This window comes from Ensifer sp. PDNC004 (assembly GCF_016919405.1).
Lineage (GTDB): Bacteria > Pseudomonadota > Alphaproteobacteria > Rhizobiales > Rhizobiaceae > Ensifer.
The window spans coordinates 2,438,105-2,460,470 of record NZ_CP070353.1; the positions used below are offsets into that span (position 1 = coordinate 2,438,105).

The following is a 22,366-nucleotide window of genomic DNA, read 5'->3' on the forward strand; positions in this document are numbered from 1 at the left end:
CGGCGCAGACGCGCCGTGACTGGATTGCTTTGGCAAGCAAAGGAATGACGGTGGAAAAACGCGGCATCAATTACAGCGCCGCGCCAGACCCGGCGCTGATCCAAGCCATTGTGGCGCCGCCCCCAACAATCCGTTATCAGCTTCTCAAGAAACGGAAGCAGCCATGTTCACCCTCAAGCGCATTGAAACGGCAAACCAGGACGTCAAGAAGAGCCGCTTTCTGGCCTTTGCCGCGCCCATCGCCGACGAACAGGCTGCGAAAGACTTCCTCGCCTCCCATTCCGATTCCACGGCCAACCACAATTGCTGGGCTTGGCGCATCGGCCAGGCCTATCGCTTCGGCGACGACGGCGAGCCGAGCGGCACGGCCGGGAAGCCCATTCTCGCGGCCATAGACGGCCAGGAGCTCGACCGCGTCGCCGTCGTGGTGACCCGTTGGTTCGGCGGCATTCTGCTGGGCAGCGGCGGCCTGGTGCGCGCCTATGGCGGCACAGCGGCGCTCTGCCTTCGCGCCGCGGAAAAGATCGAGATGATCGAAACCGTGCGCGCAACTGTCGCCGTCGACTTTTCCGACATGGCGCTGATCAAGGCGCGGCTTCTTGCCCGCGACGTCACCATCGTCAACGAGAGCTTCACGGACAAAGGCCCGGTTCTGAGCGTAGACCTGCGCAAGGATGAGGCGGAGGCGATCCTCGGCATGGTCGTCGATCTCAGCCGCGGCAAGGCAGTGGTATCGCTCGACGACTAACGCCCGGCGCGCTCGCGGACCTAACCTCCTATCGAAATCGCGTTTCTTGATCGGGCACCTGCGACAGCATTGAGAAAATATGTGCGCGGTTTCCCGCTCCACATCTCGCTCTAATTTACGCGATCAGATCAGTCATAATAGAAGTGCTCCACCCAGCGTATGTTCGATGACGCACAACAGGAGACAGCACCATGCAGACGAGAGTTCTTGGCAAGACCGGCGCAACCATATCCGAGATCGGCTTCGGCGCCTGGCAAATTGGCGGCTCCTGGGGAGATGTCAGCGAGGCGGACGGCAAGCGGGCGCTCAATGCGGCGCTCGATGCTGGCGTCACCTTTGTCGATACGGCCGACGTTTATGGCGACGGCCGCTCCGAAAAGATCATTGCAGCGGTGTTGAAGGAACGCGGTGGCGACAGGCCCTTCGTCGCGACCAAGGCCGGCCGCCGGCTGAGCCCGCATGTGACCGAAGGCTATACGGGCGAAAACATCGAGGCCTTCATCGATCGCAGCCTTACCAATCTCGGCGTCGAGACGCTCGACCTGGTACAGCTCCATTGCCCGCCGACCGAAGTCTATTATCGGCCGGAGCTGTTCGGCGCGCTCGACCGGCTCGTAGCCAAGGGCAAGATCCGCCACTACGGCGTCTCGGTCGAAAAGGTCGAGGAAGCGCTGAAGGCGATCGAATATCCCGGCGTTGCGACCGTGCAGATCATCTACAACATCTTCCGCCAGCGCCCGCACGAGCTGTTCTTCGCGGAAGCGCAGAAAAAGAACGTTGGCGTCATCGTGCGCGTGCCGCTCGCCTCCGGTCTGCTTTCGGGCAAGATCAACCGCGAAACCGCCTTTGCCGCAGACGACCACCGCAACTTCAACCGCCATGGCGAAGCCTTCGATGTCGGCGAGACCTTTGCCGGCGTGCCGTTCGAAGCGGCGCTGGAAGCCGTCGAGCAGCTTCGCCCGCTCACGCCTCAGGGCGTGCCTATGGCGCAGTTTGCGCTACGCTGGATCCTCGAGCAGCAGGCGGTCTCCGTGGTGATCCCGGGCGCCCGCAACGAGGCGCAGGCGCAATCCAACGCGGCCGCCAGCGAGCTTGCCGCCATCGACGACGACACGAAGGCAGCGATTGCAGCGGTTTACGAGCGGCTGGTGAAGGTTCATGTTCATCACCGCTGGTAACTGACGCCTCGCCGACGGGGGGCCAAGGGAGGTGCAGCGATGACCGACCCCTTCGACCTGCAACGGTTTGTCGACGCTCAGGACCGCGCCTATGCCGCGGTCCTCGATGAACTCGGGCATGGCCACAAGCGAACCCACTGGATGTGGTTTGTCTTCCCGCAGCTTGCCGGCCTTGGCCATTCGCCGATGGCACAGCGCTATGCGATCTCCGGGCTCGACGAAGCGTCGGCCTATCTCGCCCACCCGGTGCTCGGCCCGAGGCTGCGTGAATGCACCGAGCGCGCCAATGTGGTTACGGGCAGCTCGGCCCACGACATTTTCTCAAGCCCCGATGACATAAAGTTCCGGTCATCGATGACCCTGTTTGCCGAGGTCGAGAAAGACGGGGGGCCGTTCGGAGTGGCGCTTGAGCGCTATTTCGCGGGAGAGAAGGATCGGCGCACTATGGAAATCCTGGCGCAGCGGCGTTGATGCCGGCGTTCAAGCGCTCAGGAAGCGCGCTTCGGCGACCCTCAGAGGTTGGGTGTCGAATTGATCAGGAAGAACAGGATCATGAAGGCACAAACCGAAAGGCCAGCAACAATCACCAGCAGTTCTTTCATCATATAGCGATACATCGGCACCTCCTTTCTTCGAGCGGCCCCTTCCTCCTTCATATAGGAAGCCGCTCGACCGATTTTCACACTTCGGCGTCAAAAGATCGTGAACCCGCCGGTGCTTTCGTGATCGGGTCTTGATCGTAGCAACCCGGCCTGTTCGCCGCCGCAACACCGCTCACGAGAAGCGTAAATCATTATATACTAACATATATTATTGTCTCCTAATCCTTTCGAAGGGCGGCGTTGCCGGAACTGACCCGGCGCCTGAAGCCCCACCGGTCGGAACGGGCCGGCGTCAGCCAGCGCACGATCCATTATTACGAGCGGCTGGGCCTGGTGAAGCCGGCCGAGCGCGAAGGGGCCGGCTACCGCTACTATGACGAAACCGCCGCGAAACGGCTGGAAAGATCGCGGCGCTGAAGCGTCTCGGTCTCAGCCTCGACGAGATCGCCGCAGTGATCGACCTCTATTTCGAGGACGCAAGCGGCATCCGGGGCAAGGAGCGCGTGCTGGAAATCCTGCAGGCACAGCTCGACAAGACGAATGCCCAACTCGACGAACTCTCGACATTCAAACCGGACCTCGAAAACAACATCACCCACATGCACGGGCTGATCGCCGAGGCGCGGCGAAGGTAAACGCGGCACGAACGGGATTTGGCACATACTAAATCTACACCTGACGTCAGGTTTCATTCATAGATCCACGTGCCCCGCCAGCTCCCTGCCGGCACTCCGCTTCCGTTGTCGGCAACATCCGCCTCTCAAGTGCCCCCTCGGCGATCCGCGATCGGTTTCATGACCACCTACCGCCTCCCCCAAAACACACAAAAGGAGCTCTGGACATGCCCGCACAGACGCCCTCTCGCGGTCCTCGTCGCCCTTGGCCTTGCCGCCGGCACGGCAACCGCAAACATGGCCTTCGCAGAGACAGGAGTGAGGCCCGCTGCAGCCGACAGCGCTCGACCCGCCACCATCGGCGCCTTCATGCCCGCCGGTTACCGCGAGGCGGGCCGCCGTGCCGCCATCGTCGACGGTGAAGCTGCGGAACTCGTCCGCTACGCGCGCGCCGACGGGCGCAATGCAACGCTCGGCGCCGAGCATTTCAGCACCGTCATCGCCGACGATGGCCGCCTCAAGGGCTTTGCCCGGATCGACCTGGATCTGGTCGGCCGCCCGTTGCCGACCCGCGAGGACGCGCAGGCAATCGCCAAGGATTTCCTGCGCGAGGCAGCGCCAGACCTTCTGCCCGGAATGAGGATCAGCTGGATCGACCCGCACGACGAACCCCTGCGGGTTGCCCGCAACGGCCGCAGCGAAGACCTGACCCTCACGGGCATGAAGGTCAAGATGCGCAACCAGGCCGACGGCCTCTGGATGGGGGTCATCGTCGGCGCGGACCGAAAGGTCATTGTGTTCGAGCGCGACATTCACTGGATCAGCTTTCCCGGCCGCCGCGGAACGGAAAAGTGGCTTCACGATGCCTGGCTCGTCGAGAAGGGCTACAGCGTAGGCCAATCCTGAGCGATCAACCGGACTAGGCGAACGCGATTCTTCAGGATCGAGCGCTGCTTGCTTCGGATCCCGTGAAGCAAGTTAGCGGCGATTCACCAGCCGCGAGCCTGGCCCACGGAACATTGCAAACGAAAGACACTTGAGGGATGTGAGAGGCGCGTCGCGAAACGCAAGGTCGCGACGCGCGACCCAAGGTGGGATCCAGAAGAACCGGATCTAGACATCATCTATGTCATTGAAAAGAATGGCGCACCCGAAGAGATTCGAACTCCTGACCCCCAGATTCGTAGTCTGGTGCTCTATCCAGCTGAGCTACGGGTGCTTTTGCCTGAAGCGGTCGAACCGCTTGCGTGAGCGGTTCTCTAAAGGGTCCTTTCGGGGATTGCAAGCGCCGTTCTGTAAAAAATTTCATTTTTACGACGACATGTCCGCTTTGCTGTGGACGGAGGCGGCCGCGCCGGCGCTGAACCCGCTGGAAAGCAAGGGATGCCGCCGCAGGACCCGACTGCAGAAAATAATTTGGGGTGCCCCTGCGCCGCCCGTACGCCGGGCGAGCCGCGCGCCGTGGCCGGGCAGATCCTGCCCAAACACGGAATCATCAGGGGCTACGGCTGACACCTAGGAGGGTGAATGTGCGGCTCTAGTGGCGGAACTTCGAACGGAAGGCGTCGAGCGGCACCGGGCGGTCGGGGAGTTCGATGCGAAACAGCGTGCCGGGCGTCGGCTTTTCGACGAGGGCGATGGTGCCGCCATGGGCAAGTACAAGCTCGCGCGCGATCGCCAGCCCAAGTCCGGTGCCGCCTGAGCGCGCCGAGCCGCGGAAAGCGGCAAACAGGTTTTCTCGCGCCTTGGGCGGCATGCCGGGGCCAGTGTCGTCCACGGAAATGGTGACGACGCTGCCGATGCGCATGGCGGAGACGACAACGGCGCGTGGGCGCCCGTCCTCGGGTTCGTGATTGGTCAGCGCCTGCACGGCGTTGCGGCAGATATTGTGCACCACCCGGAAGAGCTGCTCGCTGTCGGCGTCGACTTCGAGGTCGTCCTGCATCTGGATCTGGAAATCGATGCCGGATTGCGGATCGATCGCCAGCAGTTCGGCGACATCGGAGACCAGCGGCTTCAGCGCGACGAAGCGCCGATGCGGCTCGGCCTCGGTGGTGCGACCGTAGGACAGGACTTCGCGGGTGTAGCCGACGGCGCGGTCGATGGTGCGCAACAGGGTCGGCGCGAAGCGCTTGACCACCGGATCGTCCACATCGGCCAGCCGGTCGGAAATCAGCTGCGCCGAGGACAGGATGTTGCGCATGTCGTGGTTGATCTTCGACACCGCGAGCCCGAGTTCGGCCAGGCTCTTCTGCTGCTTCAGCGTCTTTTGCAGTTCGCGCTGCATGCTGGCGAGATGCTGGCCGGCGACGGCGAGTTCGTCGTGGCCCTGCGGCGGCACGAGCACGCGGGCAGGATCGGCCGGGTCGTTGGAAAAGTCCTGCATGTTCGCCGTCATCCGCCGGATCGGCGCGATCAGCATGCGGTTGATGGCAAGAAAGATCAGCGCCGCGGTGATCAGCGAAATGATCAGCGACAGGACAAAGACATTGCGCGAGTAGACGAGCATCGCCTTGCGCAGGCTCGCATCCTTCATCAGGAGCTCGATCGTCGCGTCGCTTTCGCCAAGCGGACCATAGACGCGGATCACGCGGTCGCCGCCGAAAAGCAGCGTGTCGAAGGCATCGCGGATGGCCGCAACGGCGGTGGAATTGGCGACGTCGTATTCGCCCTGGATCTCGAGCGGCATGTCGGTCAGCGCGATCATGCGCGAGGCATCCTTGCGCCGGATGACGATCGCCTTGGTGCCGGTCGCCATCAGCGTGTCCTTCTGGACGCTGCGCGGCAGCTCGACATTCTGCAGGCCGTCGACGACGACGGCTGCGGCCGCTGCCGTATTCAGCCGATCCTCGAGCCAGCGGATACGCATGGTGGCAACGGACGGAGCGAAAATAAGCACTTCGGCCAGCATGACGAAAACGATGGTCAACAGCAGCAGCTTGCCGGATAGACCGCGGAAAAACCCGGCACTGGTTCTCAATGCCTCGCCTGCCTTCGCCGGACGTGTTTCTTCCGTCATGCCTTAAAAACTTTCCTGCCCGTCAACCAAAACGCCTGGGACCCCGTATGAACATCCGGGCCATGGGGCATCGCGCCTGAAGCGCATAATAGGAGATGGCCGCCGTTTTTCCAATCGCAGACGGACTTTGGAGGGTGCGGCATAGGCGCGGCCATCTCTCCGTCTCGTGCCGTCGATCATGACCAAGGATCGCATCCCGCTCATCTTTCTCCCCTTGCATCGCCGAAGAAAAATTCGGCACACCGCCGCCTCGGCTCGACCTACCTGCACAGAATTGGCATCGATGTAAGTCACCCAGGGAACAGTTCGCGTGGCGCCGTTGCGGACGACGACGACAGCCCTGCCCATGATCAGGGGCAAGTCTTGATGGCTTCAAAAGCAGAAAGCCCGCGGCACCTTGTGGCACCGCGGGCTCCAATCACCTGGCGAGGCAAGCCGCCGATCAGAACTCTTCCCAATCGTCCTTGGCGGCCGCCGCAGCGGCGCCGCCGCCGCCAAAGGCGCGGGCGACGTTGCCCATCATGCGCCGCGCCGGCGATGCGACCGGCTGGGCCGTCTCGCGGGCCACGGCGATCGGCCGCGCGGCAACATGGTCGACCTTGAAGTAGGCGATCAGGCTGGCGAGATTGTTGGCTTCGCCGGAGAGCTTGTGGGTTGCGGCATTCGCCTCTTCCACCATGGCAGCGTTCTGCTGGGTCACCTGGTCCATCTGGTTGACGGCGGTGCTGACTTCGCTGAGGCCTGTCGACTGTTCGCGTGCGGCGGTCGCGATCGAGTGGATGTGGTCGTTGATTTTCAGGACCCGTTCCTCGATCTCGCCAAGCGCCGAACCGGTCTCCTGCACCAGGCGGACACCGGTTGCCACTTCGCTGCCAGACTTGGAGATCAGCGACTTGATATCCTTGGCGGCACTTGCGGCACGTTGGGCGAGCTCGCGCACTTCCTGCGCGACGACGGCGAAGCCCTTGCCCGCGTCACCTGCTCGGGCCGCCTCGACACCGGCGTTCAGCGCCAGGAGGTTGGTCTGGAAGGCGATTTCGTCGATCACGTTGGTGATCTGGCCGATTTCGCTCGAGGCCTGCTCGATCCGGCCCATGGCGTCGACGGCGTTGCGCACGACGGCTGCCGACTGCGCGGCGCTGTGCTTGGCCTCGTTGACCATGACGGTCGCTTCCTGCGCCCGCTCGGTGGAGCTCTTGACGGCGACCGTGATCTGATCGAGCGCTGCAGACGTTTCCTCAAGGGCGGCGGCCTGCTGTTCCGTCCGCTTCGACAGATCGTCGGCGGCCGAACGCAGCTCGGACGAATTGCCGTTGATCGAGTCGGTCGTCACACGGACCTCGCGCAGCGTCTTTTGCAGCGTGGAGAGCGTCTCGTTGACGTTCTTCTGCAGCTCGGCGAAGGCGCCCTGGTAGTGGCCGTTCATGCTCTGGGTCAGGTCGCCGGCCGCAAGGCTCGCGATCACCCGGCGGGTTTCGGCGATACCGGCATCGACGCTGCCGACCAGCTCGTTGACGCTGCCAGCAAAGCGGTTGAGGTCGTCGTTCTCGTAGTCCTTGCCGATGCGCTTGGTGAAATCGCCGGCGGCGGCGGCCGCAACGACGACACCGATGCTCGACTGCAGGTCGGCGCTCTTTTCACGCAACACCGCTTCCTGCGCATTGAGGTCGCGCACGGCCAGGCCGTTCTGTTTGAAGACCTGCACGGCTTCGGCCATTTCGCCTATCTCGTCCGTGCGGCCCACGAAGGGCACGTCTGCGGTGAGATCGCCGCCAGCCAGTTGCTTCATCTTGCCGGTCAACTCGAGGATCGGACGGCTCAGATGGTTGGTGGCGATATAGAATGCCGCGCCTATGCCGGCGATGAGGCCAAGGCCAGCGATAGCAAGAATCGTGATGATCACGCCGCGCTCGAAGACAGCAACGTCAGCCGTCACGACTTCAAGCGTCTTCAGGTTGATGTCGACGACGCCGTCGATCTGCTCCTGGAACGCCTTGCGGTTGGCGCGATTGGCGTCAGTATTGCCCTGCTCGTTGGCAGCCTGCGGCGAAACTTCCTCGCCAAGACGGGCGGTCTCGACGCGGAAAGCCTTGAACTCCGCGGCGCGCGCGACCAGCGTGTCGAAGGAGGCCATGGTTTCAGCCGGGATCAGCAGGCGCCACTCGGCGAGCAGCGTATCGATCTTGTCGAGATTCTTGCGAATGCCTTCGGCGAAGGGCTTTGCCTTCTCAAGGGTCGGGGCGGCATAAATGCCACGCGATTCCATCACCACCGCGGTCACCAGGCGGTTGAGGCGCTCGGCATTGAAGGCGCGCTCCGCAACGTTCTCGTACTGATGGAATTTTTCGTTGTATTTGTTGACCGCCACCAGCGACATGCCGGTCACAGCGATCGCCAGCATGCTCATGATGCCGACGATTAGATTGATCTTTCCGCGTATTTTCATCCCGACCTCCACGGAGTGACGAGAGCGTCCGATTATCGGACATGCCGCCGCCCCATATGCACCGGGAAGACCCTAAAATAGGCGTGGTTAATAAAGCTCGTCGGCCTCGACCGGCATTCTGGGGAGATCCAGTTAGGGCTCCCTTTACCAATCTCGGCTAGTTGACCTTCCTTTTCGCGGTCCGACGGATCGCCATTGGCGGGTGCACCGGCGCTTTTTGCGGCGCTGTCGCCACTGAATCGCCGCCCGCAATTGACTTTCCGGGAAAATTCCCCTTATAAGCCGCCCACGTCCGGTCAAGCCCTCCTGCCCGAAATGGCGGAGCCATGTCCGATAACGTAAACGCTCCTTGCTACACGCAAACCCAAGAAGGGCCGCACACCGCGGTATTAAATAAATGAAGCGTACTTACCAACCGTCCAAGCTTGTCCGCAAGCGTCGCCACGGCTTCCGTTCGCGTATGGCTACCAAGGGTGGCCAGAAGGTCCTCGCAGCCCGCCGGGCTCGTGGCCGCAAGCGTCTTTCGGCTTAAGCCGAAACTGCCCGAAACCAGTGTCCGGGCACATGACGTCAGATAAAGACAAAACGACTGTCGGGCGGCTGAAAAGCCGTCCGCAGTTTTTGGCCGTTCGGGCTGGAGAAGGCCGCAGAGGCCCCCTGTTTCTCCTCGAAGTGCTCGACCGCAACGATCCGGAAGGCGAAGCCCGCGTCGGCTTCACCGTGACCAAGAAACACGGCAATGCCGTCGAGCGAAACCGGATGCGCCGACGCCTGAAAGAGGCGGTGCGGCTTTCCGCCGGGTTTGCAATGAAACCCGGACACGACTATGTGATTGTCGCCCGACGCGAACTCCTGAATGCTCCCTTCGACGCCTTGACCCGGGGCCTTCACGAGCGCATCGAAAACAAGCCGAAACAGAAGCGGCCGCCGGCCGGTTCCAGGAAACTATGATGGAAAAAAACCGCAACTATTTCGTGGCGATTGGCCTGTCCGTGCTGATCCTCATTGCCTGGCAGTTCCTTTACGTCAATCCGAAGATTGAAAAGGAACGCATCGCTGCGGAAGCGCTGCAGGCCCAGCAGGCACAGTCGCAGCCGGCAACACCGACACAGCAGACGCCAGGCCAGGCCCTGCCGGGCGGCGGCGCAATCCCGGGTGCCGGTGAAAACCGCGACCAGGCGATTGCCAAGTCGGCTCGCGTTGCGATCGACACGCCGGCGCTTTCCGGCTCCATCAACCTGACCGGCGCCCGCTTCGACGACCTGAAGCTCAAGGAGTACCGCGAGACGGTCGATCCGAAGAGCCCGGTCATCACCCTTTTCAGCCCGGCTGAAACCGCTGACGGCTACTTTGCCGAAATCGGCTATGTCGGCAGCGACGCGACCGGCACCGTGCCCGGCCCGCAGACCGTCTGGACGCTTTCGGGCGGCGACAAACTGACCTCGGCAACCCCGGTGACGCTGACCTTCACCAACGAAAAGGGCGTCACGTTCAACCGCACCATCTCGGTTGACGAACATTACATGTTCCAGGTGGTCGACAGCATCAAGAACGGCGCAGCCGAGCCCCTCAGCCTTTCCTCCTACGGCCGCGTGACCCGCTTCAACAAGCCGACGACGCCGAGCGTCTACGTGCTGCATGAAGGCTTCATCGGCGTGCTTGGCGAGCACGGCCTGCAGGAACTGAAGTACGGCAAGATCGAAGACGAAAAGTCGGTCGAGCCGGGCAAGGCTACCGGCGGCTGGCTCGGCATCACCGACAAGTACTGGGCAGCGGCCATCGTTCCGCCGCAGGCAACCCCCTACGACACCCGCTTCACGCACTTTACCGACGGTCGCGCCCGCTACCAGAGCGACTACAAGAGCGACGCGATCACGGTCGCGCCTGGCCAGTCCTCGGAAATCAAGAACCTCGTCTTTGCCGGCGCCAAGGAAGTTCCTGTCGTCGACAACTATGAAGTGGCCTACTCGATCCCCAACTTCGACAAGCTGATCGACTGGGGCTGGTTCTACTTCATCACCAAGCCGATGTTCAAAATGATGGATTTCTTCTTCCGTCTGTTCGGCAACTTCGGCATCGCGATCCTGATCACCACGATCGTCGTCAAGGGTCTGTTCTTCCCGCTTGCCAACAAGCAGTACGCATCGATGGCGAACATGAAGAAGGTTCAGCCGAAGATGGAGGAACTGAAGAAGAAGTTCGGCGACGACCGCATGGGGCTGCAGCAGGCGATGATGCAGCTCTACAAGGAAGAGAAGATCAACCCGCTGGCAGGCTGCTGGCCGATCCTCATCCAGATCCCGGTGTTCTTCGCGCTCTACAAGGTGATCTACATCACCATCGAGATGCGCCACGCGCCGTTCTTCGGCTGGATCCACGACCTTTCGGCGCCCGATCCGACGACGATCGTCAACCTCTTCGGCCTCCTGCCGTTCGACGGTCCGGCCTTCCTGCACCTCGGTGTCTGGCCGATCATCATGGGCGTCACCATGTTCGTGCAGATGCGCATGAACCCGACGCCGCCGGATCCGACCCAGGCGATGCTGTTCACCTGGATGCCCGTGGTCTTCACCTTCATGCTGGCCTCGTTCCCGGCCGGTCTCGTGATCTACTGGGCCTGGAACAACACGCTTTCGGTGCTGCAGCAGTCGATCATCATGAAGCGCCAGGGCGTGAAGATCGAGCTCTTCGACAATCTGAAGGGCCTGTTCTCGAAGAAACCCAAACCGGCGGAATGACGCCGGCCGACACCACAATCGCAGAGCCCCGGACTTCGGTCCGGGGCTTTTTTGTTTCCACGCCGCGGCGCGACACGCGGATGGCGTTGACGCGGGCGTGCGGTCCGGGCATCTGGCGTTATTGAAATCAGCGTCCCCCTGCTCCAGGACAACTTGCCATGACCGACCCGTCGGCCACTTCCGCCCCGTTTGCCGCCAACGAGAAGCTTGGCGCCCTGCTCGTCTTCGGCTCGGCCTTCTTCTGGAGCTTCGGCGGGGCCATTGCGCGCTTCCTGCACATTTCCGACAGCTGGACGATCGTCTTCTGGCGCTGCCTGTTCGCCGGCCTGTTCCTGCTCGCCTTCATGCTGGTGCGCGACGGACCGCGCGGCACGGTGGCGCTGTTCAAGGGCATGGGCTGGCCGGGCATCGCCGTCGGGCTCTGTTTCACCATCGCCTCGACGTCCTTCATCATTGCGATCTCCTACACGACGATCGCCAATGTCGTTCTGCTCGGCGCCGGTGTGCCGCTGTTTGCAGCGCTGATGAGCTGGGTATTGTTTCGCGAACGGGTCTCCCGCTTCACGTGGGGGGCGATCACCGCGGTCATCTTCGGCGTCGGGATCATGGTGTCGGAAAGCCTGACCGGAACAATGTCACCGGTCGGCGACGCGCTGGCGCTCTTGATCCCCGTCGTGTTCGCACTGGCAACCGTCATTACCCGCCGCTACCCGCATGTGCGCATGACGCCCGCCACCTGCTTCGGCTGCTTTGCCGCAAGCGGCATTGCCGCCAGCCAATCATCGGGCCTGGCGGTGAGCGGAGGCGAACTCGCGCTGCTCTTCGTCTTCGGCGCCTTCAACCTCGGGCTTGGCATGGCGCTCTTCGTCACCGGCGCCCGGCTGGTGCCCTCGGCGCTGGCCGCACTGCTCGGGACGGCGGAAACCGTGCTGGGGCCGCTCTGGGTCGCGATCATCCATGGCGAAGTGCCGAGCAGCCGGACGATCGTCGGCGGCACCTTCATTCTTCTGGCGTTGCTTGCCTACTTGCTCAACGAATTCCGGCGGACGCAAACCATCCCCACACGGCCGGTCCGCACGCCGACGCCTTGACATCCACGGCCAAAACCTTGAAGCCAAGGACTTTCTCGATGAAGGACCGACCGCCGATGGCCGATACCAGACCCAAAGACGACAAGCCGTTGTTCGGCCGGCCGTGGATTTTCATTCGCGGCGTTCCCGCCATGAAATTCCTGCCACCCGAAGGACCGGCCGAGATTGCCTTTGCCGGTCGCTCGAACGTCGGCAAATCGTCGTTGATCAACGCGCTGGTCGGCCACAAGGGCCTGGCGAGAACCTCCAATACCCCTGGCCGCACGCAAGAACTCAACTACTTCGTGCCGGACGGTTTTTCCGGCGAGGCCGACGACCTGCCGCCGATGGCGCTCGTCGACATGCCCGGCTACGGCTATGCCCAGGCGCCGAAGGACCAGGTCGATGCCTGGACGAAACTCGTCTTCGACTATCTGCGCGGCCGCTCGACGCTGAAGCGCGTCTATGTGCTGATCGACAGCCGTCACGGCATCAAGAAGAACGACGACGAGGTGCTCGACCTGCTCGACAAGGCAGCGGTCTCCTATCAGCTCGTGTTGACCAAGACCGACAAGATCAAGGCCGCCGGCGTACCGCGGCTGGTCGCCGAGACGCTCGAAAAGATCAAGAAGCATCCGGCGGCCTATCCGGAGGTCCTTTCGACCTCTTCGGAAAAGGGGGAAGGTCTCGAGGAACTGCGGGCCGCGATCGCCACGGCGATTGCCCACTAGCGGAACCCGCGGGACAAACCCGGGGCGGCGCGGCCTCGACAACCGCTGCCAATCCTCTGTCTTTGATCTCTGTCACTACCCCGACATGCAATCCGCTCTATCTCTGCGTTGCGCCCAGAACGGTGGCGCGGCCAGAGATAGGAGTGAGACATGTCCGATTTGATCGTTGTCGGGTTCGATTCCCCCGAGGAGGCTGACAGGGTTCTGGTCCGGCTCGCCGGGCTGAAGAAGGAATATCTGATCGACCTCGAGGATGCGGTGGTCGTCGTGCGCGACACCGAAGGCAAGGTCCACCTGAAGCAGAGCCTCAACCTGACGGCCGTCGGCGCCACCTCGGGCCTGCTCTCCGGCTCGCTCTGGGGCGGCCTGGTCGGCCTTCTGTTCCTCAATCCGCTGGCGGGCTTTGCAATCGGCGGCGCGCTTGGCGCGGGTGCCGGCGCTCTTTCGGGGTCGCTCAGCGACTACGGCATCGACGACGAATTCATCAAGTCGCTCGGCAACACCATCCCGAACAATTCCTCCGCTCTGTTCATCCTGGTGCGCAAGGTTCAGCCGGAAAAGGTTCTCGCCGAATTCCCCGACCTGCGCGGCCGCGTGCTGAAGACGTCGCTTTCGCCAGAACAGGAGCAGAAGCTGCAGGCAGCCCTCTCCGGCGCAGCACCGGCTACGCCGCCTGCCGGCGCCTAGTCGTCCGGCTGGCTTATCGAGACATCGCGAAGGCAAGCGCCAAGCCATTGATGCAATGGCGCTTGCCGGTCGGTGGCGGGCCGTCGTCGAAGACGTGACCGAGGTGGCCGCCGCAACGGCGACAATGGCATTCCGTCCGGGTCATGAGCAGCGAATTGTCTTCCCGTGTCGCCACGGCATTGGGGAGCGATTGCCAGAAGCTTGGCCAGCCCGTGCCGCTGTCATATTTCGCCGCGGACGAATAGAGCGGTAGCGCGCAGCCGGCGCATTGAAACGTGCCCTTGCGCTTTTCGTGGTTGAGCGCGCTGGTAAAGGGGCGCTCCGTATCCTCGTGCCGCAGGATTCGGTACTGGTCGTCGGTGAGGATCGCCCGCCATTCGGCATCGGATTTGACGACTTCGAAGGTCTCCGTTCCCGCAGCCCATGCCAGCGGCGTGAGGCCGCGAACCGCGAATGCTGCGGCCAATGCCGTGCCTGCCATCAGGAAGACGCGCCGGCTGATCATGATAACCTCCTACCTGACCTAAAGCGCTTTACGATCATTCGTGCGGTGCGCTGTAAGTTGTCGATTTGTCGGATGTCGAGATCGACGATATCGCCCGGACGGAGGCACTGCAAAACAATGCCGTTCAAAGCGTCGTGACGCGGCGAAAAGCCATCCCGTAGACAGATGCGCCAGGCCGCTGGCAGCGGCCCGGCGCTACAGAGGGTCAGCTTTTCGGCAGGAGAACCTTGTCGATCACGTGGATGACGCCGTTCGACTGCTTGACGTCGGCGATCGTTACCGTCGCGGTACCGCCGGTTTCGTCGGTCAGCATCAGCTTGCCGCCATCTTCCCTGGCTTTCAGCACACAGCCCCCGACCGTCTTGACGTCATGCTCGCCGCCGTCCTTCTTGATCATCTCGGCAATCGTCGCCGACATCGCGTCGGCGGCAACCACATGGCAGGTCAGGACCTTGGCGAGCTTGTCCTTGTTTTCCGGCTTCAGCAACGTGTCGACAGTACCGGCCGGCAGTGCGTCAAAGGCGGCATTCGTCGGCGCAAACACCGTGAATGGCCCCTTGCCCTCCAGCGTCTTCACCAGGCCGGCGGCCTTGACGGCGGCGACCAGCGTCGTGTGATCCTTGGAATTGACCGCGTTTTCGACAATGTTTTTCTCCGCATACATCGGCGCGCCGCCGACCATCGGATTTTCGGCGTGGGCGACGAATGCACTTGCTGCGAGGACGGACGCTGTTGCGACCAAGCGGATGGCAGACGTGAACATCTTCTCTTCCTTCCTGTTGAGGGAGGCGGCATAGCGCCGCCCGCCGAAGCTGCCGTTCCCTGCGGGGAACAGGACAAGCAACGGAAGGACGACAGAAAGAGTTTCAGGAATTCGCGGGGAAAGTTAGCCGACTGATAAATAACGATATTTAATAGGCTGCTGTGATCAGAGGTTTCGCGCCTTGCCGAGCGCGATGATCGGTCCAGTGGCCACGCCGGTTGGCGAACCGCCGAGCGGCTCGACGCTGACGGCAAGAACCGAACCGGCGGAGATCCTCGAGCGGAACGTTGACGGCACGGCGATTTCGCCTTCCCCGGTCTGCGGCAAAACACCGAGCGAAATCGCCGGATTGCTGCCGTTGATCAGCCAGAGTTCGAGGGATTTCTGTTCCGCCTGGCTGGCGGCCACCGGCGTTACATGCAGGCGGCCCGATGCCCGGTCGAAGCGGGCGACGAGATCGATGGCGGCCCCTTTGCCCGTAAGCTCTGCAACGAGCGAAGCACCGGTCGAGGGCGTCTCGAACAGGCCGGCCATGGAGGCGGCCATCACCATCAGCGCGGCGAGCGAGGCCAGCGCCAACCCACGCCAGAGCGCCAGCGAATGCCACAGCCCGCGGGACCGCGCAGGCTCCGGCCGAAACGTATCGAACAGTTGCCGCTCGATCGCGGCGAAGGTCCTGGGTGGAGGCACCACCGGATCGTAGGCTTCGTCGAAGGAGGATAGGTTGCTCTGCCAGCGGTCGACCATGGCGGCGAAGTTGCGATCGGAGGCAAGCCGGGCTTCGACCTTGCGGCGATCGTCGGCAGACAACACGCCGAGCACGTACTCGCCCGCAATCACCTCGTCGCGGCGAAAGTCCCGGCCCTCTGGGGTTGGTGTTGTCATCGCTCCATACACTCTCGCAACTTCAGGAGACTGCGCCTCAACCAAGTCCGCATCGTGTTCAGCGGCACCGCGAAGACGTCAGCCAGTTCCTGGTAGCTCAGGCCCTCGACATAGGCGCGCCGCACCGCTTCCGCGCGGTCTTTTTCAAGCTCCTCCATGCAGGCGTCGATCCGCCTGCCCTCCGCTTTCACCACTGCCGATTTTTCCGGATCGGCAGCAGGATCAGCCAAATCGTAGGCTTCGTCAATCACGTTGGCGGCTGGTTTGCGCGCCCGGATGAGATCGATCGCCTGATTGCGCGCGATCGCCGCCAGCCAGGACGCCGCCGACGCCTGTCCTTGCGCGAAACGCCCGGCGCGCTGCCAGATCTTGACGTAGATTTCCTGCAGGGCTTCTTCCGCTTCGCTCCTGTTTGCAAGGATACGCAAGCAGATGCCGAAGAGTTTCGGGCTGGTCTGGCGATAGAGTTCGGAAAAGGCATCGCGGTCGCCGAGCGAAATGCGGCCGAGCAGCCCGGCTATGTCCTCGTCCATCATCCAGTGCGCGCCCCAAAGCCTCGTTCACGAACGGAGATAGGGCGCTGATCACAATGTGCCAGCCGTTCCGTCATTCCGGCTTTATCTTGTTCGCCGATCATTCCCTCGGTCCGGAACTTGCGCTAAACAGCAGCCGGTATTTTTCGAGGGTCCGCCATGTCCGCCAATGAAAGTGAAATCCAGGCACGCCTGCTCACCCAGGCCCTGCCCTACATGCAGCGCTACGAAAACAAGACGATCGTCGTCAAATATGGCGGCCACGCCATGGGCAACAGCGAGCTCGGCCGCGCTTTTGCCAGCGACATCGCGCTTCTGAAACAGTCGGGCGTCAACCCGATCGTCGTGCATGGCGGCGGCCCGCAGATCGGCGCGATGCTGACGAAGATGGGCATCGAATCGAAGTTCGAAGGCGGCCTGCGCGTCACCGACGAAAAGACCGTCGAGATCGTCGAGATGGTGCTGGCCGGCTCGATCAACAAGGAGATCGTCGCACTCATCAACCAAACAGGCGAATGGGCGATCGGCCTTTGTGGCAAGGACGGCAACATGGTCTTCGCCGAAAAGGCGCGCAAGACCATCAAGGATCCGGACAGCAACATCGAGCGCGTGCTCGATCTCGGCTTCGTCGGCGAAGTGGTCGAAGTCGACCGCACGCTGATCGACCTGCTTGCCCGCTCGGAAATGATCCCGGTGATCGCGCCGGTGGCGCCGGGCCGTGACGGCCACACCTACAACATCAACGCCGATACCTTTGCCGGCGCGATTGCCGGCGCGCTCAACGCCACGCGCCTGCTGTTCCTGACGGACGTTCCGGGCGTGCTCGACAAGCAGGGCAACCTGATCAAGGAACTCTCGGTTTCCCAGGCGCGTGCACTAATTGCCGACGGCACGATCTCCGGCGGCATGATCCCGAAGGTCGAGACCTGCATCGACGCGATCAAGGCGGGCGTCCAGGGCGTCGTCATCCTCAATGGCAAGACCGCCCATTCGGTGCTGCTCGAAATCTTCACCGAGCGCGGCGCCGGCACGCTGATCGTGCCCTGATCGGCTTCAGCAACCATCGCTTCAAACAAAAAAGCGGGAGAAGGCATCGGCCCTCTCCCGCTTTTGTTTTGAACAGCGAGATCCGATCAGCTCTGGTAGACCTCGGTCGCCGCCGCCTTCAGCTTCTCCATCATCACGCGATACGGCCCCGGGCCATAGCTGACGCGCGAGACGCCGGCGCGGGCGAGCGCCTTCAGGTCGGGTGCGGTCGGTCGCATCATGATGTTGACGGGCAGGCTAGAGGCAGCACAGACCTTGGCGATCAGCGCCTCGTCCACCAGCCACGGCACGAAGAAGCCGCTGGCGCCGGCTTCGGCATAGGCCTTGCCGCGGGCAATCGCCTCGACGACGAGGCCGGCATGCCGGTTCTCGTCACCCTCCTGCAGGAAGAGATCGGTGCGGGCGTTGATGAACAGGGGGATGCCGCGCCGGTCGGCCATCTCGCGGATGGCGCGGATGCGCGTCGCCTGCTTTTCGACCGGGTGCACGCCGCCCTTGCCAACGATCTGGTCCTCGAAATTGATGCCGATGGCGCCGACGTCAAGGATGCGCGAGACATTGGCGGCACCGGTCGCCGGGTCGTCGGAATAGGCGCCCTCGAAATCGATGCTGACGGGCAGGTCGGTCGAAGCCACGATCAGGCGCGCGATATCGGAAAGCCATGCCAGCGGCACCTTCTCGCCGTCGCCAAAGCCGTGGGCGGCGGCCACCGACCAGCTTCCGGTCGCAAGCGCCTTGGCCCCGGCTTCGGCCACCGCCTTGGCGCTGCCGGCGTCCCAGATATTGTAGAGCACGACCGGGTCGCCCTTTTTATGCAGGGCGGCAAAGGCGAGCGCCTTTTCCTTCTGGTTCATTGCGTTTCCTCCACCAATAGGCTGACTGGTTTCATCTTCGCCTCGTGCCGAAGCAGCCATTGCTTGCGCCATAGCCCGCCGCCGTAGCCGGTCAACGAACCATCCGCGCCGAGGCAACGGTGGCACGGAATGACGATGGCGATCCGGTTGGAACCGTTGGCCTTGGCGACCGCACGAGCGGACTGGATGGTAGCGACCTCGCGGGCAATGTCACCATAGGAACGCGTTCCGCCGGCGGGAATCTTCACGAGCTTCGCCCAGACGTTGCGCTCGAAGGGCGTCCCCCCAGGCGCAAGCGGGGTTTGAAATCCGCTCGCCTCGCCGGCGAAATAGCTCTTCAGCTCGCCTTCGATCTGGTCGATCGGCGTCGTCCGGCCGGGAACGATGGCCGAGCGCGTCGCGCGCTTCAGCGCCTCCAGTTCCGTCGGCAGCGCCTTGCGTTCGTGGAACTCCAGCAGATGGAGGTGCGTCGCATCGGCAACCGCGACCATCGGCCCGATCGGCGTTTCGATCCAGTCGGACGAGAGCAGCGCCCTCCCCTGGGCTGCCGCCGGCGCATCGCCGAGCAGGCGCTGGAAGGCGGCGCGAAAGCCGCTCGGCGATTGATAGCCGGCCTCGAGCTGCGCATCGATCACCCGCCCGCCGTCCGCGAGCTGGCGGGCGGCGAGCCCCAGGCGGCGATGCCGCGCGAGATCGAGGAAGGTAATGCCGAGCGCGCGCTTGAAGGCACGCCGGACGGTCGACGGATCGAGCCCGCGGCGAACGAGATCGTCCTCGCTCCAGCGCCGCTCGGGCGCCGCTTCCAGTGCCTGCAGAAGCTCCTGGACGAGCGGGTCCTTGGCGCCGAAGGTGGCAAGCGGCCGGCACCGCTGGCAGGGGCGGAAGCCCGTCTCCAGGCAGGTTCCGATCGAGCCGACGAAGATCGTATTCTCCCGCTTCGGCTTGCGGGCGGGGCAAGACAGGCGGCAGAAGACGCCTGTTGTCTTGACGCAGACGAAGGCGGAACCTTCGTAGTCGCTGCTGCGCGCAATCAGTGCATCGTAGAGCGTGTCATCGGAGGGGAGATCGAACAACATGCTGCCGTTCTAGCACGCCGCGGGGTCGGGCGACGCCGGTTTTCGGGCGTCTATTTTGTGAGATCAGCGCCCGTCTTCAGATGAGGACCAGCATTACGACGCCAAGCACGATCAGGAGGCAGCCCAAAAGCTCCAGCCGGTTGATCCATTCCCGGAAGATGAAGAAGGACGAGGCGAAGGTGAAGAGCATTTCCACCTGGGCCACGACCTTGACGACGGCCGCCTGCTGCAGGGTCATCGCCATGAACCAGCCGAAGGAGGCAGACGCGCCGACGAAGCCGACAACAAAGGCCGGCTTCCAGGCGGCCGCGATGCGCGGTAGCTCGTCGCGCTCGCGCAGCACGATCCAGATCAGCATGACGACGGTCTGCAGGAGGATGACGAAGCCAAGCGTGAAGCTTGCCTGCATCATGTAGTCGGGTGCCGGCAGGCTCGGCGCCAGTGCGAGCGACGCCGAACGGTAGGCGACGGCCGAAAGGCCGAAGAAGGTGCCGGACAGCAGGCCGATGCCGGCCGTGCGCGAGAATACGGAGGTCACCAGCGTGCGCGCGCTCAGGGTCGTGCGCGCCACCGAAATCAGCATCACGCCGACGACCGAGATGGCGATCGCCACCAGCGTACCCTCGCTCGCCTTTTCACCGAGGAAGATCAGACCGAAGAGAGCCGCCTGCGCCGGCTCGGTGCGCGAATAGGCGGTGCCGACGGCGAAGTTGCGGAAGGAGAAGAGATGGACGAGCAGGAAGGTCGCGGCAATCTGCGCAAGCCCCCCGATCACCGCCCAGAGGAAGAATGTGCCATTCGGCACCGGCAGCGGACGGCCCACCACCTGCCAGAGCACAAGGAGATAGAGGAAGGCGAACGGCAGGCCGAAGCCGAAGCGCACGAAGGTCGCACCCGTCGTGCCCATGACGCCTTTCAAGTGTTTCTGCATTGCGGAGCGGACATTCTGAAGGAAGGCCGCGGCGATGGTGATGAGGACCCAGGTTTCCATCGTTTCGAGCTAGCATGCAGGCCGGCTCATTGCCAAGGACCACCTAACGGACCGACCGCTACTCTGCCCGTTCCCGCGCCTCTGCGAGTTCGGTGCCCTCGCTGATCGTGATCCGCGGCGCTTCGTCCTCGAAGGTCTTCACACGCTGATCGTAATTGGGCGCGAGCGTCCCGAGCACACGGTCCCAGAAGGAGAAGTAGTTGGCGTAATTGTACCTGAAGCCCGAATGGTGCTGATCATGGAACGTCGTGCACAGCAGCGGAGACGGGTAGCGCGCAGTCGAAGCGGCAAAATATTCAAAGCCGCAATGTCCGATCATGCCGTTGAAATGTTCGAACAGCCGATGGGCGACGAGCACCAGCGGCGGAAACGGCACGACGAAAACGACGACGGCCGAAAAGCTCTGAAGCAGGAAGTTGTCGACGACGTCTTCCGAATAGGTGCTCCAGATTGTTGGTGCGACGCTTTTATGATGCAGGGCATGCAGCGGATAGAGCCACTTGGTGTGCAGCAGCCGGTGCATAAAATAGAACCAGGCATCGTAGAGGATCATGCTGAGCACGAAGAGCGGCAGGGCGTTCCACCAGGTGAGCGTCCAGGGCGCCGGCGCCCAGCCCTTCTGCTGGGCGTAAAGCCCGATCGTCAGCGGCAGGCAGGCGCTGAACATCGATTTGAGGCTCTGGCGGATCTCGGCGCTGCGGCGTTTGTCGGAGCCGCGTCCCTTCTGGATCTTTCGCTCGGGGTTTCGCTCGTTGAGCCATGTGATCCCATGGCCGAGCGCGAAATAGGTGACGACCGTGAACGTGTAAAATCCGAACAGAAAGAGCAGATAAAACACTTCGTCAGACATTGGCATCCGCGTCCCCGAGCCAAAAACCGCGCGAGCCGGAAGATGCCACGCACAACTGCCAATTCAAAGCGCTAATCTATGCGCGAGCATTACGCCCCCCGCACCCCGCATCGCTATTTTCCCGTTTGCCGCCACGGTTGGCCGTGTCATAAGGCGGTCATGAAAAAGCTCGACCGCCTGCCGACCCGCTCCGAATTCGCCCATGTCACCGACTGGGTGTTCGACCTCGACAACACGCTCTATCCGCACCACGTCAACCTGTTTGCGCAGATCGACCGCAACATGACGGCCTATGTGGCGAAGCTTTTGTCGCTGGAGCCGGCCGACGCCAAGAAGCTGCAGAAGGATTACTACCGCGACCACGGCACGACGCTCAAAGGCCTGATGGTCCATCACGGCATCGATCCGAACGAGTTCCTCGAGCAGGCGCATGCGATCGACTATTCGATCGTTCCGGCCGACCCGGCGCTCGGCGAGGCCATCAAGTCGCTTCCTGGCCGCAAGTTCATCTTCACCAATGGCAGTGTTGCCCATGCGCAGATGACGGCCCGGGCACTCGGCATCCTCGACCATTTCGACGACATCTTCGACATCGTCGCCGCCGATTTCGTGCCGAAGCCCGCCGGCGAGACCTATGACAAGTTCATGAGCCTGCACCGGGTCGATACCCGCAATGCCGCCATGTTCGAGGACCTGCCGCGCAATCTCCTGGTGCCGAAAGCGCTGGGCATGAAGACTGTGCTGCTGGTGCCGCAGAACCTCGAATACACCTTTGCGGAATCCTGGGAAAAGTCGAACGACACCGACGAACAGATCGACTACGTGACGGAAGACCTCACGGGCTTCCTGCGCCGTCTCCTCACGGATCTCTAGAAAAACGGACGCGGGTGGAACACCGCAGAGACGGTGTCGCGCGCGCCCCGACACAATTTCGCCGCCGAAAAACCCCTTTTCGGCCAATGACTTAAATTACCAAAGTTTAACTGGTGCCGGCTGCACCTGCGTCTATCCTTGCGATCAGAAACAACC

At 62.7% G+C, this 22,366-nt stretch carries 24 protein-coding genes and 1 tRNA gene; 14 read left to right on the forward strand and 11 right to left on the reverse strand.

Annotation, left to right across the window (positions count from 1 at the left end):
- Positions 1-163 precede the first annotated feature (163 nt).
- The 6 genes from JVX98_RS20075 (at position 164) to JVX98_RS20100 (ending at position 4,048) form a co-directional block, all read left to right on the forward strand.
- A complete protein-coding gene (locus tag JVX98_RS20075) occupies positions 164-748 on the forward strand; it encodes a YigZ family protein (protein WP_205237197.1) in 585 nt (194 codons plus the stop codon).
- A gap of 191 nt (positions 749-939) precedes the next feature.
- Positions 940-1,926, forward strand: a complete 987-nt coding sequence (locus tag JVX98_RS20080) for an aldo/keto reductase (protein WP_205237198.1) — start codon at positions 940-942, stop codon at positions 1,924-1,926.
- Positions 1,927-1,965: 39 nt separating this feature from the next.
- The gene (locus tag JVX98_RS20085; protein ID WP_205237199.1) at positions 1,966-2,397 is read left to right on the forward strand and encodes a DUF1810 domain-containing protein; all 432 of its coding nucleotides are present in this window, start codon (positions 1,966-1,968) and stop codon (positions 2,395-2,397) included.
- Positions 2,398-2,768: 371 nt separating this feature from the next.
- The gene (locus JVX98_RS20090; protein WP_205237200.1) at positions 2,769-2,945 is read left to right on the forward strand and encodes a MerR family DNA-binding transcriptional regulator; all 177 of its coding nucleotides are present in this window, start codon (positions 2,769-2,771) and stop codon (positions 2,943-2,945) included.
- A 35-nt stretch (positions 2,946-2,980) separates the two neighbouring features.
- The gene (locus JVX98_RS20095) at positions 2,981-3,163 is read left to right on the forward strand and encodes a hypothetical protein (RefSeq protein WP_246764913.1); all 183 of its coding nucleotides are present in this window, start codon (positions 2,981-2,983) and stop codon (positions 3,161-3,163) included.
- Between the two features lie 297 nt (positions 3,164-3,460).
- Positions 3,461-4,048 carry a hypothetical protein gene (locus JVX98_RS20100; protein WP_205237201.1) on the forward strand — a complete coding sequence of 196 codons (588 nt, stop codon included), beginning with the start codon at positions 3,461-3,463 and terminating at the stop codon, positions 4,046-4,048.
- A gap of 236 nt (positions 4,049-4,284) precedes the next feature.
- Here JVX98_RS20100 and JVX98_RS20105 read toward each other — a convergent pair.
- The 3 genes from JVX98_RS20105 to JVX98_RS20115 form a co-directional block, all read right to left on the reverse strand.
- A tRNA-Arg gene (locus JVX98_RS20105) sits at positions 4,285-4,361 on the reverse strand.
- Positions 4,362-4,679: 318 nt separating this feature from the next.
- On the reverse strand, positions 4,680-6,161 hold the full coding sequence (locus JVX98_RS20110) for a HAMP domain-containing sensor histidine kinase (RefSeq protein WP_192447980.1): 1,482 nt from the start codon (positions 6,159-6,161) through the stop codon (positions 4,680-4,682).
- 442 nt (positions 6,162-6,603) lie between these two features.
- Positions 6,604-8,607: a methyl-accepting chemotaxis protein gene (locus JVX98_RS20115; protein WP_192447981.1), complete on the reverse strand. Its 2,004-nt coding sequence runs from the start codon at positions 8,605-8,607 to the stop codon at positions 6,604-6,606.
- A 397-nt stretch (positions 8,608-9,004) separates the two neighbouring features.
- Here JVX98_RS20115 and rpmH point away from each other — a divergent pair, with 397 nt between their 5' ends.
- The 6 genes from rpmH (at position 9,005) to JVX98_RS20145 (ending at position 13,833) form a co-directional block, all read left to right on the forward strand.
- The gene (rpmH, locus tag JVX98_RS20120; RefSeq protein WP_077962533.1) at positions 9,005-9,139 is read left to right on the forward strand and encodes a 50S ribosomal protein L34; all 135 of its coding nucleotides are present in this window, start codon (positions 9,005-9,007) and stop codon (positions 9,137-9,139) included.
- A 20-nt stretch (positions 9,140-9,159) separates the two neighbouring features.
- Positions 9,160-9,558, forward strand: coding sequence for a ribonuclease P protein component (gene rnpA, locus JVX98_RS20125; RefSeq protein ID WP_034797300.1), 399 nt, complete (start codon positions 9,160-9,162; stop codon positions 9,556-9,558).
- Positions 9,558-11,345, forward strand: coding sequence for a membrane protein insertase YidC (gene yidC / locus JVX98_RS20130; protein ID WP_205237202.1), 1,788 nt, complete (start codon positions 9,558-9,560; stop codon positions 11,343-11,345). The genes rnpA and yidC overlap by 1 nt, the downstream gene beginning before the upstream one ends.
- 158 nt (positions 11,346-11,503) lie before the next feature.
- The gene (locus JVX98_RS20135) at positions 11,504-12,436 is read left to right on the forward strand and encodes a DMT family transporter (protein ID WP_205237203.1); all 933 of its coding nucleotides are present in this window, start codon (positions 11,504-11,506) and stop codon (positions 12,434-12,436) included.
- Positions 12,437-12,492: 56 nt separating this feature from the next.
- Positions 12,493-13,146 carry a ribosome biogenesis GTP-binding protein YihA/YsxC gene (gene yihA / locus JVX98_RS20140; protein ID WP_043616883.1) on the forward strand — a complete coding sequence of 218 codons (654 nt, stop codon included), beginning with the start codon at positions 12,493-12,495 and terminating at the stop codon, positions 13,144-13,146.
- Between the two features lie 150 nt (positions 13,147-13,296).
- Entirely contained in the window at positions 13,297-13,833 is a 537-nt protein-coding gene (locus tag JVX98_RS20145; protein ID WP_043616846.1) for a DUF1269 domain-containing protein, read from the forward strand.
- 13 nt (positions 13,834-13,846) lie between these two features.
- Here the strand turns inward: JVX98_RS20145 and msrB are convergent, their stop codons facing one another.
- The 4 genes from msrB to JVX98_RS20165 form a co-directional block, all read right to left on the reverse strand.
- Positions 13,847-14,338, reverse strand: coding sequence for a peptide-methionine (R)-S-oxide reductase MsrB (gene msrB, locus JVX98_RS20150; RefSeq protein WP_205237204.1), 492 nt, complete (start codon positions 14,336-14,338; stop codon positions 13,847-13,849).
- Between the two features lie 205 nt (positions 14,339-14,543).
- The gene (locus JVX98_RS20155) at positions 14,544-15,101 is read right to left on the reverse strand and encodes a fasciclin domain-containing protein (RefSeq protein ID WP_043616880.1); all 558 of its coding nucleotides are present in this window, start codon (positions 15,099-15,101) and stop codon (positions 14,544-14,546) included.
- A gap of 165 nt (positions 15,102-15,266) precedes the next feature.
- The gene (locus JVX98_RS20160) at positions 15,267-15,986 is read right to left on the reverse strand and encodes an anti-sigma factor domain-containing protein (protein WP_205237205.1); all 720 of its coding nucleotides are present in this window, start codon (positions 15,984-15,986) and stop codon (positions 15,267-15,269) included.
- Positions 15,983-16,522: a sigma-70 family RNA polymerase sigma factor gene (locus tag JVX98_RS20165; protein WP_192447986.1), complete on the reverse strand. Its 540-nt coding sequence runs from the start codon at positions 16,520-16,522 to the stop codon at positions 15,983-15,985. Before JVX98_RS20165 ends, JVX98_RS20160 begins: the two co-directional genes overlap by 4 nt.
- Positions 16,523-16,678: 156 nt before the next feature.
- On the opposite strand from JVX98_RS20165, the gene argB reads away from it, so the two are divergent.
- Positions 16,679-17,566, forward strand: a complete 888-nt coding sequence (gene argB, locus JVX98_RS20170) for an acetylglutamate kinase (protein WP_065372260.1) — start codon at positions 16,679-16,681, stop codon at positions 17,564-17,566.
- 86 nt (positions 17,567-17,652) lie between these two features.
- On the opposite strand, the gene JVX98_RS20175 is transcribed toward argB, so the two are convergent.
- From JVX98_RS20175 to JVX98_RS20190, 4 genes are all read right to left on the reverse strand, one after another.
- Positions 17,653-18,420 carry an isocitrate lyase/phosphoenolpyruvate mutase family protein gene (locus JVX98_RS20175; protein WP_205237206.1) on the reverse strand — a complete coding sequence of 256 codons (768 nt, stop codon included), beginning with the start codon at positions 18,418-18,420 and terminating at the stop codon, positions 17,653-17,655.
- Positions 18,417-19,496, reverse strand: a complete 1,080-nt coding sequence (locus JVX98_RS20180) for a bifunctional transcriptional activator/DNA repair enzyme AdaA (RefSeq protein ID WP_205237207.1) — start codon at positions 19,494-19,496, stop codon at positions 18,417-18,419. The genes JVX98_RS20175 and JVX98_RS20180 overlap by 4 nt, the downstream gene beginning before the upstream one ends.
- A gap of 76 nt (positions 19,497-19,572) precedes the next feature.
- Positions 19,573-20,487, reverse strand: coding sequence for a DMT family transporter (locus tag JVX98_RS20185; protein WP_192447989.1), 915 nt, complete (start codon positions 20,485-20,487; stop codon positions 19,573-19,575).
- Positions 20,488-20,545: 58 nt separating this feature from the next.
- Positions 20,546-21,337: a sterol desaturase family protein gene (locus JVX98_RS20190; protein WP_205237208.1), complete on the reverse strand. Its 792-nt coding sequence runs from the start codon at positions 21,335-21,337 to the stop codon at positions 20,546-20,548.
- A 159-nt stretch (positions 21,338-21,496) separates the two neighbouring features.
- Between JVX98_RS20190 and JVX98_RS20195 the strand changes: the two genes are divergently transcribed.
- Positions 21,497-22,210 carry a pyrimidine 5'-nucleotidase gene (locus JVX98_RS20195; protein WP_205237209.1) on the forward strand — a complete coding sequence of 238 codons (714 nt, stop codon included), beginning with the start codon at positions 21,497-21,499 and terminating at the stop codon, positions 22,208-22,210.
- Positions 22,211-22,366 lie beyond the last annotated feature (156 nt).

What these genes read in the sequence shown, in the direction of transcription:
- JVX98_RS20075 (WP_205237197.1), top strand. Translation starts at nt 164, where the DNA reads ATGTTCACCCTCAAGCGCATTGAAACGGCAAACCAGGACGTCAAGAAG.
- JVX98_RS20080 (WP_205237198.1), top strand. Translation starts at nt 940, where the DNA reads ATGCAGACGAGAGTTCTTGGCAAGACCGGCGCAACCATATCCGAGATC.
- JVX98_RS20085 (WP_205237199.1), top strand. Translation starts at nt 1,966, where the DNA reads ATGACCGACCCCTTCGACCTGCAACGGTTTGTCGACGCTCAGGACCGC.
- JVX98_RS20110 (WP_192447980.1), bottom strand. Translation starts at nt 6,161, where the DNA reads ATGACGGAAGAAACACGTCCGGCGAAGGCAGGCGAGGCATTGAGAACC.
- JVX98_RS20115 (WP_192447981.1), bottom strand. Translation starts at nt 8,607, where the DNA reads ATGAAAATACGCGGAAAGATCAATCTAATCGTCGGCATCATGAGCATG.
- rpmH (WP_077962533.1), top strand. Translation starts at nt 9,005, where the DNA reads ATGAAGCGTACTTACCAACCGTCCAAGCTTGTCCGCAAGCGTCGCCAC.
- yidC (WP_205237202.1), top strand. Translation starts at nt 9,558, where the DNA reads ATGGAAAAAAACCGCAACTATTTCGTGGCGATTGGCCTGTCCGTGCTG.
- JVX98_RS20135 (WP_205237203.1), top strand. Translation starts at nt 11,504, where the DNA reads ATGACCGACCCGTCGGCCACTTCCGCCCCGTTTGCCGCCAACGAGAAG.
- yihA (WP_043616883.1), top strand. Translation starts at nt 12,493, where the DNA reads ATGGCCGATACCAGACCCAAAGACGACAAGCCGTTGTTCGGCCGGCCG.
- JVX98_RS20145 (WP_043616846.1), top strand. Translation starts at nt 13,297, where the DNA reads ATGTCCGATTTGATCGTTGTCGGGTTCGATTCCCCCGAGGAGGCTGAC.
- msrB (WP_205237204.1), bottom strand. Translation starts at nt 14,338, where the DNA reads ATGATCAGCCGGCGCGTCTTCCTGATGGCAGGCACGGCATTGGCCGCA.
- JVX98_RS20155 (WP_043616880.1), bottom strand. Translation starts at nt 15,101, where the DNA reads ATGTTCACGTCTGCCATCCGCTTGGTCGCAACAGCGTCCGTCCTCGCA.
- JVX98_RS20160 (WP_205237205.1), bottom strand. Translation starts at nt 15,986, where the DNA reads ATGACAACACCAACCCCAGAGGGCCGGGACTTTCGCCGCGACGAGGTG.
- JVX98_RS20165 (WP_192447986.1), bottom strand. Translation starts at nt 16,522, where the DNA reads ATGATGGACGAGGACATAGCCGGGCTGCTCGGCCGCATTTCGCTCGGC.
- argB (WP_065372260.1), top strand. Translation starts at nt 16,679, where the DNA reads ATGTCCGCCAATGAAAGTGAAATCCAGGCACGCCTGCTCACCCAGGCC.
- JVX98_RS20175 (WP_205237206.1), bottom strand. Translation starts at nt 18,420, where the DNA reads ATGAACCAGAAGGAAAAGGCGCTCGCCTTTGCCGCCCTGCATAAAAAG.
- JVX98_RS20180 (WP_205237207.1), bottom strand. Translation starts at nt 19,496, where the DNA reads ATGTTGTTCGATCTCCCCTCCGATGACACGCTCTACGATGCACTGATT.
- JVX98_RS20185 (WP_192447989.1), bottom strand. Translation starts at nt 20,487, where the DNA reads ATGGAAACCTGGGTCCTCATCACCATCGCCGCGGCCTTCCTTCAGAAT.
- JVX98_RS20190 (WP_205237208.1), bottom strand. Translation starts at nt 21,337, where the DNA reads ATGTCTGACGAAGTGTTTTATCTGCTCTTTCTGTTCGGATTTTACACG.
- JVX98_RS20195 (WP_205237209.1), top strand. Translation starts at nt 21,497, where the DNA reads ATGAAAAAGCTCGACCGCCTGCCGACCCGCTCCGAATTCGCCCATGTC.